Annotated in this window: 14 protein-coding genes; 10 read left to right on the top strand and 4 right to left on the bottom strand. The window is 57.9% G+C overall.

All coding sequences use genetic code 11. From position 1 onward, the window contains the following. Positions 1–8 precede the first annotated feature (8 nt). The 3 genes from GN111_RS07035 to oah form a co-directional block, all read right to left on the bottom strand. Entirely contained in the window at positions 9–1175 is a 1167-nt protein-coding gene (locus GN111_RS07035; RefSeq protein WP_155303077.1) for a thiolase C-terminal domain-containing protein, read from the bottom strand. A 148-nt stretch (positions 1176–1323) separates the two neighbouring features. Next, positions 1324–2073, bottom strand: a complete 750-nt coding sequence (locus GN111_RS07030) for an SDR family NAD(P)-dependent oxidoreductase (RefSeq protein ID WP_155303076.1) — start codon at positions 2071–2073, stop codon at positions 1324–1326. A 12-nt stretch (positions 2074–2085) separates the two neighbouring features. Further along, positions 2086–3219: a 6-oxocyclohex-1-ene-1-carbonyl-CoA hydratase gene (gene oah, locus GN111_RS07025; RefSeq protein ID WP_155303075.1), complete on the bottom strand. Its 1134-nt coding sequence runs from the start codon at positions 3217–3219 to the stop codon at positions 2086–2088. A gap of 473 nt (positions 3220–3692) precedes the next feature. Between oah and GN111_RS07020 the strand changes: the two genes are divergently transcribed. From GN111_RS07020 to GN111_RS34145, 3 genes are all read left to right on the top strand, one after another. Then, positions 3693–4247, top strand: coding sequence for a GNAT family N-acetyltransferase (locus GN111_RS07020; RefSeq protein WP_155303074.1), 555 nt, complete (start codon positions 3693–3695; stop codon positions 4245–4247). 153 nt (positions 4248–4400) lie between these two features. Then, positions 4401–5036 (top strand): N-acetyltransferase, encoded by a 636-nt coding sequence (locus GN111_RS07015; RefSeq protein WP_155303073.1) that lies wholly within the window; start codon positions 4401–4403, stop codon positions 5034–5036. Between the two features lie 30 nt (positions 5037–5066). Next, on the top strand, positions 5067–5189 hold the full coding sequence (locus GN111_RS34145) for a hypothetical protein (RefSeq protein WP_269433818.1): 123 nt from the start codon (positions 5067–5069) through the stop codon (positions 5187–5189). On the opposite strand, the gene GN111_RS33510 is transcribed toward GN111_RS34145, so the two are convergent. Next, positions 5183–6865 carry a histone H1-like repetitive region-containing protein gene (locus GN111_RS33510; RefSeq protein WP_197740508.1) on the bottom strand — a complete coding sequence of 561 codons (1683 nt, stop codon included), beginning with the start codon at positions 6863–6865 and terminating at the stop codon, positions 5183–5185. The two genes, GN111_RS34145 and GN111_RS33510, sit on opposite strands and share 7 nt — an antisense overlap. Before the next feature lie 145 nt (positions 6866–7010). Between GN111_RS33510 and larE the strand changes: the two genes are divergently transcribed. The 7 genes from larE (at position 7011) to GN111_RS06970 (ending at position 13094) form a co-directional block, all read left to right on the top strand. Further along, a complete protein-coding gene (gene larE, locus GN111_RS07000) occupies positions 7011–7829 on the top strand; it encodes an ATP-dependent sacrificial sulfur transferase LarE (RefSeq protein ID WP_155303072.1) in 819 nt (272 codons plus the stop codon). A 37-nt stretch (positions 7830–7866) separates the two neighbouring features. Further along, positions 7867–8343 (top strand): GNAT family N-acetyltransferase, encoded by a 477-nt coding sequence (locus GN111_RS06995; protein WP_155303071.1) that lies wholly within the window; start codon positions 7867–7869, stop codon positions 8341–8343. A gap of 4 nt (positions 8344–8347) precedes the next feature. Then, positions 8348–9583: a lipoprotein-releasing ABC transporter permease subunit gene (locus GN111_RS06990; protein ID WP_155303070.1), complete on the top strand. Its 1236-nt coding sequence runs from the start codon at positions 8348–8350 to the stop codon at positions 9581–9583. 99 nt (positions 9584–9682) lie between these two features. Then, positions 9683–10387 (top strand): DUF6901 family protein, encoded by a 705-nt coding sequence (locus GN111_RS06985; RefSeq protein ID WP_155303069.1) that lies wholly within the window; start codon positions 9683–9685, stop codon positions 10385–10387. After that, positions 10380–10898: a C40 family peptidase gene (locus GN111_RS06980; RefSeq protein WP_155303068.1), complete on the top strand. Its 519-nt coding sequence runs from the start codon at positions 10380–10382 to the stop codon at positions 10896–10898. Before GN111_RS06985 ends, GN111_RS06980 begins: the two co-directional genes overlap by 8 nt. Positions 10899–11205: 307 nt before the next feature. Further along, positions 11206–12798, top strand: a complete 1593-nt coding sequence (locus GN111_RS06975) for a DEAD/DEAH box helicase (protein WP_231715692.1) — start codon at positions 11206–11208, stop codon at positions 12796–12798. Continuing rightward, positions 12795–13094 (top strand): hypothetical protein, encoded by a 300-nt coding sequence (locus tag GN111_RS06970; protein WP_155303067.1) that lies wholly within the window; start codon positions 12795–12797, stop codon positions 13092–13094. The genes GN111_RS06975 and GN111_RS06970 overlap by 4 nt, the downstream gene beginning before the upstream one ends. Positions 13095–13158: the final 64 nt, after the last annotated feature.

The following is a 13158-nucleotide window of genomic DNA, read 5'->3' as shown; positions in this document are numbered from 1 at the left end:
GGTTTCCTCTATCTGGCCAGAATGGTCACGTTGCCGTACAGCCCGACACCGCCGATGTTGTGCACCAGGCCCACGGCGGCATCGGGAACCTGGATGTCGCCGGCTTCGCCGCGAAGCTGGAGGACGATGGTGCGGATCTGGCTGCCGCCGGTGGCTCCGATGGGATGGCCCTTGGAGAGCAGCCCCCCGTCTACATTGACCGGGATGCGGCCGTCCAGGTAGGTTTGCCTGGTGTTGATCAAGTCCCTGCCGCCGCCGGGCTCGGCGAAGCCGAGATCCTCGTAGGCCATCATTTCGGCGATGGTAAAGCAGTCGTGGACCTCGGCCACATCGATATCCTCGGGACGCATGCCGGCCATGTCGTAGGCCTGGGATGCCGCCTGCCGGGCGACGGCAAGTCCGGTGAACAGGTCGCGTCCGGCCAGGTTGACCGGTGCCGAGGCGGCACCGATGCCTCGAATCCAGACGGGTTTGTCGCACAACGCCCTGGCTTTTTCAGCGCTGGCGACGATAATACAGGAGCTGCCGTCGGCGTTGGCACAGCAGTCCCCCACGCGCAAGGGAGAGGCCACCGAACCGCTCATCCGATTCTCAGGATCGGTGAACATCTCGGGGGTTACCGCCTTGCGGTAGACGGCCCTTTCGTTGAGCTGGCCGTAGGTGGCGGCCTTGACCCGGATGGCGGCCAGATCCTGTGGGGTGGTTCCATAGGCGTCCATGTGGGCCCGGGCGTACATGGCATAGTAGGCGGGCATCATGGTGCCGAAGGGGCTTTCCCACTGAATGTCCGCGCCGCGTCCCATGCGCTCCTGGGTCTCGGCCGAGGAGATTTCGGACATTTTTTGAAATCCGATCACCGCGACCACATCGTGCAGCCCGGACCGGATCAGGCTGTAGGCCAGTTTCAGGCCGGTGCTGCCCGATGAGCACAGGGTTTCCACGTAGAAGGTGGGGCCCGGGTTGAGGCCCAGATATTCGGCGAACACCCCGGCCGGCGAACGCTGCAGGTCGTACTCAGGGGCGGAGCAGACGACTGATGCATCGATCTGTGCGGCCGTGATGCCGGCATGCCCTGTGGCGTCGGAAAAACCCTGGAAGGCCAGTTCCCGGACCGATCCCGGAAAAGCGCGTACGAAGGCGCTTTGACCCGCGCCGATAATGGCGACGTCAGTCATTTTAATAATCCTCGGTGAGTGATTTTGTGTCGGTTCATGGGTAACGGAAATGGTATTCGAATTTGTCGTTATTTGTTAGTGTTAAGTGTTAAGTTTTAAGTGTTAAGCGAAGGATGGCGGTCGATGATATGCTAAGGATAGAATTCCTTTATATGTATTGTCCTCCATCCACCTTAATCACCTCGCCGGTAATATGGCGGGCTTTATCCGATGCCAGAAAAGCGATGACAGCGGCCAGGTCTTCGGGCTTGCCCAGTCGCTTTAAGGCCATTTCCCCCATGGCCAGGTCGATGATTTTCTCGCGGGCTTCGGAATTTTTCAGCATGGCGGTTTCGATCAGGCCCGGTGCCACGGCATTGACGTTGACGCCAAAGGCCCCCAGTTCCTTGGCCACGGCTTTGGTGTAGCCGACGATGCCGGCCTTGGAGGCGGAATAGTTGGTCTGGCCGAACTTGCCCCGCAAGCCGTTGATGGAGGTCACGTTGACGATTTTGCCGTACTTTTGTTCTTTGAACAGCGGCGCCGTATGGCGGGTGAAATTGAAGTAGCCCTTTAGATTGACGGCGAGCACGCGATCCCACTGTTCTTCGGACATTTTCCAGCAGACCCCGTCCCAGTTCATACCGGCGTTGTTTACCAGGATGTCGATTCTTCCGAACGCTTCCACGGCGGCGTTGACGGCCGCTTCGGCTTCCTGGAAAACGGCGATGTCGCAGGCAACGCATATCGCTTTGCGGCCCATCTTCTCGATCCGTTCGACCACCTCCAAAGCCTCTTTTTCATGGCGTCGGTAGGTCAGGCAGACGTTGGCCCCTTCGCCGGCCAGCTCCAAGCTGGCCGCCGTGCCGATCCCCTGGGATCCACCGGTGACAATTGCGTTTTTACCTTCAAGCAGCATTTGCAGCACTCCTTAGGTGTTGGGTCTTCCCAATACGGCCGCCATGAATTCCACGTCGAAGGCGTCGCCGGCGGCCATGCGCCGGCGGTACTCGATGAAATCGATGGTATCCTGGCCGGTGATTTTCTTGGTGTTGAAGGCGTTGAAGCCCAGGTACGCCTCATTGTTCATGTTGGCGGCCAACCAGTGCCGGTTGATCACCTTGGCCTGGTCCCAGAAATATTTCTTTTTCAGGCGAACGCCTTCCACACTTTTGATGAGACAGGCGGGGAAAAGGTTGGTATATGTCCACAGGATGCGATTGACCTCGCTGTCCAGCCGTTCGAAATCGGTGGTGGCTGATTTGACATAGGCCCGTGCCTGTTTGGCGGCATCGCCGGTCTTGTATTCACCGTAGACAATTTCCCCGTCGCGCAGGTATTGGTCCGTTTCGATGGCCGGATTGCGCACCCAGGCGTCCCCATCCCGAATGACCGGAACGCATTTGGAGATCAGCCCCAGGCGTTTCATCTTGTAGGCGCTCCACATTTCGCAGGAGATGCAGTTCCACATGGCCTGTTCCATGGGCAGCATCCAGGGCAGAAAATCGGTGCTGCCGCCGTCCGGTGCGCTGCCGTGCCTGGGTCCGGCCTGGCCGAAAATGGCCAGATCGCTGGAGACGGCGATGTCGCAGGCCATGCCGATCTCCTGCCCGCCGGCCACCCGCATGCCGTTGACCCGGCAGATAGTGGGCTTTTTACATCCCAGGATCCCATCGACCATGGCATTGAACAGATCCATGTAAAGGCCGTATTCGTTGGGACGGCCGGCGTAATACTCGGCATACTCCTTGGTGTTGCCGCCCGTGCAGAAGGCTTTGTCCCCCATGGCCGTGAACACGGCCGCGACCACGGAACTGTCCGCCGAAGCGCGATGGAAGCCGGCAATAACGCCTTTGACCATCTCGGTGGTATAGGAGTTGTACTGCATGGGGTTGTTCAGGATGATCCAGGCCGAGAAAAGACCATCGACAGGTGCTCCGGAAGGATCCAGAATGGGGCGCTTTTCAAAAATGACTCCGGGAGCCTGATCCGAAAAATGTTCTTCTCCCCACAAATGATGGTTTTTGATCCCGGATTCTCGTGGAAGCCAACTCAGGTCGCTCATGAAATCCTCCCTTTCGGCGGCGTGCAAGGGTGCCGCAGCTATATCCGTGCCGATGCCCGTGTCGAAACGGGGCCTGTTTTCTGAAAACCGGTGGTACGCAATATGGTGAGAATAGCAATCAAAAATTGGATAAAATTCATTTGCTAAAAGGTTACATATTAGCTATATATTAGCTACGAACGGCGTTAGTCAAGAAAAAAATCGGCTCGTTAAAAACCGTTTCGATGGACCGCAGCCGCGTTGTGCTCCCCGTTCCCGGATTTCTATTTTTTCCAATGGGAAGGTTTACATGCGGGGGCCTCCGGTTTGTCCTGAAAACCCCGTGAGTGCCTTGACAGTGCCGCTCCGGATCGGTAGGTATTGCCTGTGAACGGCCCGTTGGTTTTGCTTGGGGCCGACGCTGCCCATTTTCGGGCTGGCACTGCCCACGCATCCTTTCCGGGACCGGCCAACGGCGAAGGAGGGCTGAGAAATTGAGATACCCCAAAGAGTGTGTTCTCAAGGAGTGCGTGGAGGCGGTCATTCGTCCGCTGGAACCGGCTGATCGACCGCTGCTGGAAGACTTCTACCGGAAGATCCCCGAGTCGGACCGCTGGTTCATGAATTACGACGTTACGGACAGGGCGGTCATGGACAAATGGTTCGAAGCGGTGGAAGAAGGCGGCATCTGTTCCATTCTGGCCCTGTGCGAATCCAGAATTGTGGGGCAGGGCAGCCTCTACATGCGGGGGTTCGGAGCCACCAGTCATGTGGGCCGCTTTCGTATCGTCGTGCTGCCGGAATTTCGGCAGATGCGGCTGGGAACCTGGCTGCTGCTGGACCTGATTCAACTGGCCATGGATCGGGGTCTGGAACTTCTTCGGGCGGATCTGGTGGCCGGAGTGGAAGACAAAGCCATCGAAGCGGTTCAAAAATTCGATTTTTTCAAATTCGGTGAGCTGAAGGAATATGTGAAAGACATTCACGGCACTCGCAGGGATCTGGCAATTATGATCAAACGGTTGCATAAGGAGTGGAGCGACTTTTGATCATCTGAAATGACGACTTCGTAAGAAAATCGAGATCAAGGCTTGCGAGTCCCGAGGAGGGAGGCGTACCAGAACGTACTCCGCATTGACGAGGGACGAAGCGCAACGCCGATATCGACTTTCTTACGAAGTCGTCGCCGAAGAAAGACACCTTTGAACGTACCAAACCCCAAGGAGATCCTCCGCTCCACCCCCGCCGGCACCGTTCTGATCCGGTCCTTCTGTACGCCCGAACAGATCCGGGCCTACCGTTTCAGCGAACAGTTCGGGATCCACGCCCAGTACAAATCCATTTTTACGAGACGGGAAACCCTTGAAAAGCACGCCGCCCAAGCTGATGCCAACGTGGTACTGGCGTTGATGGAAGAGCGCCAGATCGTAGGCTTCGGCGTTTTCAGCCAACCGGACCCGGACGAACGCTGGGCAGCATTAGGCGAGGGGATGATGATGGAGGTCAAGGCCGTCGAGGTCGGCAGAAACCTGCGATCCTGCAGGATCGCAGGGGATCTGGTTCGGCTGATGATCAGCCATCCCCGCATCGAGGAGATGATTGCCTACCTGGTCGGCTACTCCTGGACCTGGGACCTGGATGGTTCCGGCCTTACTGCCCAGCAATACCGCAATATGCTCATCCATCTGTTCAGTCCCCATGGGTTTGTGGAGCTGCAGACCAACGAGCCCAACATCTGCCTGAAGCCGGAAAATCTTTTCATGGGGCGGGTGGGGAGCGGCGTCTCCGATTCGGTCAGGCAGGGCTTCAAGTGGCTGCGATTCGGTGTCTCACCGTAAAAAGATCCCCGTGGAAAAGACGAATTTTTTATGGATGTACAAACAGGACGGCAGACGTCGCCGGCCTGCAGCAGCCAAAAAAACAAAAAGGGGGAATCGCCCCTGGTGGAACGATTCCCCCCGATTTTGATCGGCCAGGCGCTGGGTCAGTGACCCTCAGCAGCCTCAGGTTCAGCCTCTGGCTGGGCCTCGGAATCAGCCTCAGCCTCAGGCGCGGCTTGCTCGCCTTCGGCTGTAGCTTCCGCTTCCAATGCGGCCGCTTCTTCGGCAGCGGCTTCCTCTGCTAACCGGGCCGCTTCAGCCTCGACTTCGGCTTGCTCTTCCAGTACGGCGATGGCCGTTTCGTGGGCGGCGATTTTCTGGGCAATGCGCTCTTCCAGGACTTCGTCTTTGGTTAGTTTGTCGGCCTCTTTGAGAAAACCGATGGCTGCAGATAAGCCTTCAATGGTTCCCTTGCTGGCGGCGACATCGGCCTTGTAATCCAGAATCAAGCGGTCGATGTTGTCGAGACGCTGATAGGCGACGTCTCGCAGTGCACTGCTGGAGCCGTATTCGAGGGCGATTTTCAGGGTTGCTTTGATGGCTTCGAAATCCGGTATGCCGGGGACGTCCAGAAGCGCGTCCGCTTTGTCGATGTAATACTGAAACGCCAGCGGGTAGACTTCATCGGAACTGTAGGCGTCTTTCAGATCTTCGGGCACCGCAACGCCGGGCAGGGCGAGAACTTTTTTCTTGCCCAACGGGGCGAATTTCCCTTTCCAGATTTCCAGGGCTCCCTGATTCTCTACCAGGTAATATTTAAATGAATTGGATGTACTGGCACCAATCACCAGCAGAATCAGAAATGCGATTCCGGCGGCAACCAGTTTGATGGTGTTGTCCACGGGATCCGATGGCTTGCTGGCTGCGGCCTGGGCAGGGGCCGGCTCATAGGATACGGAAACGTCGGACTTCTGGGCTGCCGCTTGTTTAATGGCCTCGGCCTTTTCAGCAGCGGCTTTCTCAGCAGCGGCTTTCTCAGCAGCGGCTTTCTCAGCAGCGGCCTTTTCAGCAGCGGCTTTCTCAGCAGCGGCTTTCTCTGCAGCGGCCTTCTCTGCGGCAGCCTTTTCAGCAGCGGCCTTTTCTGCGGCAGCCTTTTCTGCGGCAGCCTTTTCAGCAGCGGCTTTCTCAGCGGCAGCCTTTTCTGCGGCAGCCTTTTCTGCGGCAGCCTTTTCAGCGGCAGCCTTTTCAGCAGCGGCTTTCTCAGCAGCGGCTTTCTCAGCAGCGGCTTTCTCAGCAGCGGCCTTCTCTGCAGCGGCCTTCTCTGCGGCAGCCTTTTCAGCAGCGGCCTTTTCAGCAGCGGCCTTTTCAGCGGCAGCCTTTTCTGCAGCAGCCTTTTCTGCAGCAGCCTTCTCTGCGGCGGCTTTTTCGGCAGCGGCCTTCAAATCCGCTTCCTTGTATGTGTTGGCCAGCAGTCCTTTGATCCGTTTGGCGTCCTTGGCTTCGAATCCGGCCAAAAAATCCGGTGCCGTGAAGGTCGATTTTTCGATCAGCTCTTTGGGGACGCTGTAGAGAACTTTCGGGGCAGCAGTGTCAAACTTCTTCTTGAGAAGCGTTTTTACCGGTACCGGTTTGGCATTGGGCGGGGCTTTTTTAGGAGCGGTCTTCTTCACCGGTTTGGCTGCCGGCTTTACCTTGGCTGCCGGTTTGGATGCGGCGGCCGCTTTTTTAGCTGGAGCGGTTTTCTTCACCGGCGCTTTTTTCTTCGGGCTGGTTTTTGCTGCGACTTTTTTCTTGGCCGCCTTCTTCTTCTTCTTCGAAGTGGATTTGGTGAGACTCTTTTTCCCCATGAAAAACCCCTTTGAATTTGGATTGGCCTATAGTAAAACGGAGTGACAACCATGGTTTATAAAGGAATACGTGCTGATTGTAAATAATTTTTTGCCATTTACCGCGCCGGTGCGAATGCGGGTCAACCACTGGAAAAAATGAAATATGCAGGCATCCCTTCAGGATAAAAAAGCGAAGCTGGCCCGGGTTTTAAAATCATTCGACCGCCTTGCCGTGGCCCTTTCCGGAGGCGTGGACAGCGCCGTTTTGCTGGCAGAGGCCAGGGCCGTGTTGGGCGAGCGGGTGATCGCGCTCACGGCGCAGTCCCCCATTCATCCGCAGCAGGATGTGGCCGATGCGAAAAAGCTTGCCGGCGAAATGGGGGTTACGCACCTGATTGTCGACTCCCATGAAATCGACCATCCCGACTTTCTTGCCAATACCGAACAGCGATGCTACATTTGCAAAAAAATTGTATTCGGGCAACTGGCAGAGATGGCCGAGCAGCGGGGATTTTCGAAGCTGGCCCACGGTGCCAATGCCGACGACACCGGCGACTACCGCCCCGGAATGAAAGCCGCTCGTGAACTCGGGGTAGCTGCCCCGCTGCTGGAGGCAGGGTTGACCAAGGCGGATGTCCGTCAGTTGGCCAGACAGCGGGACCTGGCCGTCTGGAACAAGCCGGCCATGGCCTGCCTGGCCACCCGGTTTCCTTACGGCACCTCCATCACGCTGGAAAAGCTGGAGCGGATCCGGCAGGCCGAAAAGATCTTCAACACTGCAGGGTTCCAGAATTGCCGAGTGCGCTGCCATGGAAATGTGGCCCGCATCGAAGTACCCCTGGCGCATCTGCCTGCGCTGTTCACCGATCCGTTGCGGCAACGGATCGTCGATCAATTGAGGGACATCGGTTTTATACACATTGCCGCGGATCTGGAAGGTTATGTGTCCGGAAGTATGAATCGTGCACTGGACAACGATTGACAGCGCCGCAAAACATCACGAATAACGCGAGGACCCCATGACCGATCTACTTGTAAAACTCTACGATCTGCCCGACCGTGAAGATCTGACGACGTCATTGGCCCGGCAGGAAACCATCGTTCGAAGGGCCATGGCCAGTGAGAGAAAACAGGTCGCGGTGTGGGTCCAGCAACTGTTCGGCGACGGGTGGGCCGCCGAGAGCCAGGTCTCCTTTGCCCGGCAGCCCATTGCCTGCATGGTCGCCGTCTCTGGCGGGCGTTTGGCCGGTTTCGCCTGTTACGACAGCACCTGCCGCAACTTTTTTGGCCCCATCGGCGTCGATCCGAACTTTCGCCATCGAGGCATCGGACAGGTCCTGCTGCTGGCTGCGCTGGAGGCGATGGCCCATGCCGGATACGCTTATGCCATTATCGGGGGGGCCGGGCCGATGGCTTTTTTCGAAAAGAGCGTGGGTGCTTTTCCCATTCCGGGATCGACGCCGGGAATATACCAGCCGGCAATCAAAAGAGTGTAACCCAATGTCTTTCACCTGGTTTGTGGGCGCAAGGTATCTGCAGGCCCGTCAGAAGCAGGCCTTCATCTCCCTGATTACCCTGCTGGCTACGGCCGGCATCGCCGTCGGTGTGATGGCCCTGATTGTCGTCATCGCCGTGATGACCGGATTCGAATCGGAACTGCAAAACCGCATCCTGGGCATCGAGTCCCATGTGCTGGTGATGCGTTACGGGGAAACCGTGGCCGACATCGACAAAACGGTGCACGCCATCGAGTCCGTTGAAGGGGTGCAGTCCGCCGCACCGTTCATCTACACCCAGGTGATGCTCAGAAGTCCCCACGGCATCGGCGGAGCGGTGTTAAAGGCCCTCGATCCGTCCCGACCGGGCCCGCCCGTTTTCGTCGGAAAATCAAAATCCATCGGCGATGCATTGAAGCGTGCCGCGCCGGACGAACAGGCCGGAAAGGCGCCCGGATTGATCGTCGGCAAGGTGACGGCCGAAAAACTCAAGGTCGCCGTGGGCGATCCCATCTATCTCATCTCCCCCCTGGGAAAAGGATCGGCGGCCAACCGGATGCCGACGGTGAAACGCTTCAGTGTTGCCGGCGTTTTCGAAACCGGGATGAACGAATACGACGACGCCATGTCCTTCGTGCGCCTGGATGTGGCCCAGCGCCTGTTGCAGATGCCGGCCCAGGCCTCGGGCATCGAGGTGCGCGTGACGAACATCTACCAGGCCAGGAAAATCGCCGATGAGATCGTGGCCCGGCTCGGCTTTCCCTTCTGGGCCAGGGACTGGATGCAGATGAATCGCAACCTGTTTTCCATGCTCCGCCTCCAGAAAACGGTGATGTTCATCATTTTGACGCTTATCGTGCTCGTCGCAGCCTTCAATATCGCCAGCGCCCTGATCATGATGGTGATGGAAAAGACGCGCGATATCGCCATTTTAAAAACCATGGGAGCAACCAACCGGCATATCCGCCGAATTTTTGTGTTCAAGGGGCTGGCCATCGGCTGCGTGGGGACGATGATCGGCGGTCTGCTTGGATTCGTCCTGTGTGCCGTGCTCAAACGCTATCCGTTCATAAAACTGCCCGGAGACGTATACTTTCTGACCACCTTGCCGGTCAGCCTGCAGCCGCTGGATGTTCTTGCCATCGGGTTGTGCACGGTAATCATCTGTTTTCTCGCCACTTTGTACCCGGCGGCCAGTGCATCGGCCCTGGATCCGGTGGACGGTATCCGGTACGGTTGATCCCTTTTGTCAAAGCTGTTCTGGCGCGAGTCTTGCTTTATTGTAGCTGCACAAGTGGCGAAACCGTTTTGATCAACCGCCCGGCAAAGAGAGACAGCCATGAACGAAGAGGCATATTGGTTCGACTATCGGATTGAACTGGAAGACGGGCAAGTCGCCTGTCTTCACATTGAACTGGATCCGGTCACGTTGACCATGGCCCCGACATCCAAGGGGCCTTACCCGCCGTGGACCCAGCTCTCCTACAAGCAGTGTCAGTGCTGCCCCCTGTCCCCCCAGACAGAACTGTACTGCCCCGTTGCCGTCAATATTTCCGATCTGGTGGACCGGTTCAAGGATATCCTTTCCCATAAGAACTGCATGGTTGTCTGTGAAACCGTTGACCGGACCTATTCCAAAAAAACGTCGGCCATGGATGCCCTGACGTCGGTTTTCGGAATCGTCATGGCCACCAGCAACTGTCCGGTGATGGACTTTCTCAAGCCCATGGCCCGTTTTCACCTGCCGTTTTCGTCCGTAGAAGAGACCACGGCCCGCAGTACCTCGCTGTTTTTGCTGGGACAGTATTTCAAGTACAAGAAGGGCGAGGTGAACGGTTTCGATTTCGACGAACTCGAAAAAAGCTACGCCCGGGTGCAACTGGTTAACGAGGGTCTGCTGGCCCGCATTCAAAGCCTGGGAAAAGAGGATGCCGACAAGAATGCGATCATTACCCTGCATTCCCTTTCCCAGTTTTTGTCCCTGGAGATGGATTTCAGCCTGAGCACCGTGGCCCATTTGTTCGAAAGAGGATCGGATGCATGAACCAAGGGCCGTGAAAAGGCATTTTTTCCGGCTGCGGCCTGGATGGGCGGGGTGCCTGCTGCTGGTTTTATGGCTGGCGGGATGCGCCGCAAGCGTTGAGCCGGAGCCTTCACCCGGGCCTTATGCCGCCGATGGCCAACCACCGGAGGCCGTGCTGCGCAGCGGTATCCGCCCCTGGCTGGGCACACCCCATCGGATGGGGGGCATGGGGAAAAATGGAATCGACTGTTCGGGCCTGACGGTCAGGCTCTACCGGGATCTTTTCCACATGCAGCTGCCTCGCACCACGGCCGCCCAGATGCGCCGCGGTCGTCCGGTGACCCGGTCCGATCTTGCTGCCGGCGACCTGGTTTTTTTCAAGCCCGTCAACAAAAAATACTACCATGTCGGCATATACCTGGAAGACGGCGAATTCGTGCACACCTCCACCAGCAACGGTGTGATGATTTCCCGCATGGACGACGATTATTGGCGCCGGTGCTACCTGACCGGCCGGCGGCTGCTGCCCTGACCGCCTGGCGGCAGGGCGGCCGCTTTCTTGTTCGTTGCACAACTGTAGTGGCGGGGTTTATCCCCGCCTTTGCGAACCGGGCGCGGATGAACTGCGCCCCTATGTTACGTACGAGCAGCAAACCGGATTCCAAAAGCAGTTTCCCTGGCCAGTCCGCGATAGCCCTTGCAATTCGCGGGCGATCTTCGTATAGTGTCGCGGGCCAATTATCCAGGCCCACTTTTTTTTAGACAGACCTCCGGTGGAAGCCGGGGACACTCCCAGCGAACGGGAAATGCAATGAAAGGAAATGCAGGTTAACTGAGTTTTGATAGGAAAACTGATTAAAGCCTTACGGGGCAGGCTATTCGATACCCACCGTCCCGACACCGCCAAACCATCGGAAAGACCCGGTCAACAGACACCCGCAGCGCCATCGACTCCCGGATCAATACCGAAAAAAAAACGCTCCTCCCGTCGCAAACCAGCCGAAAAGGACAGCGGCGGACCTACGCCCAAAGCGGCAGAACCTGAGAAAGTACCGTCCGTTGCCTGGTCTGCGGAAATGTTTCCGGTCGCCGTGGAAGAGGGCAAGACCCGGTTTCACGACCTGGGCCTGCCGGATTCGGTATTGCATGCCATTGCCGACGCCGGTTTTCAATACTGCACCCCCATTCAGGCGGAAATCCTGCCGGATTGCCTCAAGGGCAGGGATGCTTTCGGTCGGGCCCAGACCGGCACTGGAAAGACCGCCGCTTTTCTGATTGCGATACTGACGCGCATGCTGGCGCATCCGATAAAGGGAAAACGACCCTCCGGTACACCGCGGGTGCTGATTATCGCCCCCACCCGGGAGCTGGTCCTGCAGATTGCAGAAGAAGCCAACCTGCTGTCCGCCCACTGCCCGTTTTCCATCGTCAGCGTCTTTGGCGGCATGGATTACGAAAAACAGCGGCGGCAGTTGCACGGCAAACCCGTGGACATCGTTGTGGCGACACCCGGCCGTCTGCTGGATTTCAAGCGCCGCAAGGATCTGGATCTGCGGCAGGTGGAGATGCTGGTCATCGACGAGGCGGATCGCATGCTCGATATGGGGTTCATTCCCGACGTCCGCCAGATCGTATACAGCACCCCTCACAAGGACAAGCGGCAGACCCTGTTCTTCAGCGCCACCCTCACGCCGGACGTCACCCGGCTGTGTGAGAGCTGGACCCGTGATCCGGTCTCCGTGGAGATCGAACCCGAACAGGTGGCCGTGGACACGGTGGAGCAGGTGGTCTACATCGTCACCACCGACGAGAAATTCGCCCTGACCTATAATATCATCGACCGGAAAGATCTGAAGCGGGTGCTGATCTTCTGCAACCGGCGCGACGAAACCCGGCGGCTGGCCGAGATGCTCGACCGCTACCGGATCAACTGTGCCGTTCTCTCCGGCGAGATCCCCCAGAAGAAACGGATCCGCACCCTGGAGGACTTCAAGGCCGGCAAGATCCGCGTTCTGGTGGCCACGGATGTAGCCGGGCGGGGAATTCACATCGAAGATATGGATTATGTGATCAATTTCACCCTGCCCCGCGACCCCGAGGACTATGTCCATCGCATCGGTCGAACCGGACGCGCAGGAGCCGCCGGCACATCCATCAGCTTCGCCTGCGAGGAGGACTCGTTTTACCTGCCGCCCATCGAGGAGTTTATCGGCCGGCCGCTGCATTGCATCCCGCCGGAAGACCAGTGGCTGGAACTGCCGCCGGCGCCTCCCCGCCGGAAAAAAAAGCCGGCGCCCAAAAGCAGGCCCAACCAGGGGAACCGCAGGAGAAGGCCGCGCCAGGGCGGCGGGGGCAAGCGATACTCCGGCAAACGGAGCCCGCGCCCGCAGCGCAGCGGCTCCCGAAAGCCTAAAAAGAAGGCTTCGGCATGAACCCGAAAGCGTGCATGGTCAATCTGATGGCCGATCTCATCGGCCTGGACGAGACCTACGCCGGGGACCGGCTCAATGATCCCGAGGTGTGGTCCCGCTTCATGGACGAGGTGTTCAAGCGCATGGATACGATCGAGGACGATGAGATTCGCGGCGCCCTCAACAGCATCGACACCGAAGACTTCCAGGCCTGGATCGACGATCCGGAATACTGGCTGGAGATCGAGCGGGAAATCCAACGACGCATCAACGTGGTGAAAACCCTCCTTCCTTCCCGAAACGAGGGCCACTGCTGATCCGCCCTTTATACAGACGACATCGATTCAACGATTGATGACGCCATAGAAAGTCACACTTCAG

It is taken from the genome of Desulfosarcina widdelii (assembly GCF_009688965.1).
GTDB lineage: Bacteria > Desulfobacterota > Desulfobacteria > Desulfobacterales > Desulfosarcinaceae > Desulfosarcina > Desulfosarcina widdelii.
The sequence above is the reverse complement of the archived record's forward strand: the minus strand, read 5'-3'. Positions and strand labels throughout refer to the sequence as shown.

Bases quoted from the DNA above. Each gene is read 5' to 3' on its own strand.
- GN111_RS07035 (WP_155303077.1), bottom strand. From the start codon at position 1,175: ATGACTGACGTCGCCATTATCGGCGCGGGTCAAAGCGCCTTCGTACGC.
- GN111_RS07030 (WP_155303076.1), bottom strand. From the start codon at position 2,073: ATGCTGCTTGAAGGTAAAAACGCAATTGTCACCGGTGGATCCCAGGGG.
- oah (WP_155303075.1), bottom strand. From the start codon at position 3,219: ATGAGCGACCTGAGTTGGCTTCCACGAGAATCCGGGATCAAAAACCAT.
- GN111_RS34145 (WP_269433818.1), top strand. From the start codon at position 5,067: ATGGATGTACAAACAGGACGGCAGACGTCGCCGGCCTGCAGCAGCCAA.
- GN111_RS33510 (WP_197740508.1), bottom strand. From the start codon at position 6,865: ATGGGGAAAAAGAGTCTCACCAAATCCACTTCGAAGAAGAAGAAGAAG.
- larE (WP_155303072.1), top strand. From the start codon at position 7,011: ATGCAGGCATCCCTTCAGGATAAAAAAGCGAAGCTGGCCCGGGTTTTA.
- GN111_RS06995 (WP_155303071.1), top strand. From the start codon at position 7,867: ATGACCGATCTACTTGTAAAACTCTACGATCTGCCCGACCGTGAAGAT.
- GN111_RS06990 (WP_155303070.1), top strand. From the start codon at position 8,348: ATGTCTTTCACCTGGTTTGTGGGCGCAAGGTATCTGCAGGCCCGTCAG.
- GN111_RS06985 (WP_155303069.1), top strand. From the start codon at position 9,683: ATGAACGAAGAGGCATATTGGTTCGACTATCGGATTGAACTGGAAGAC.
- GN111_RS06980 (WP_155303068.1), top strand. From the start codon at position 10,380: ATGCATGAACCAAGGGCCGTGAAAAGGCATTTTTTCCGGCTGCGGCCT.
- GN111_RS06970 (WP_155303067.1), top strand. From the start codon at position 12,795: ATGAACCCGAAAGCGTGCATGGTCAATCTGATGGCCGATCTCATCGGC.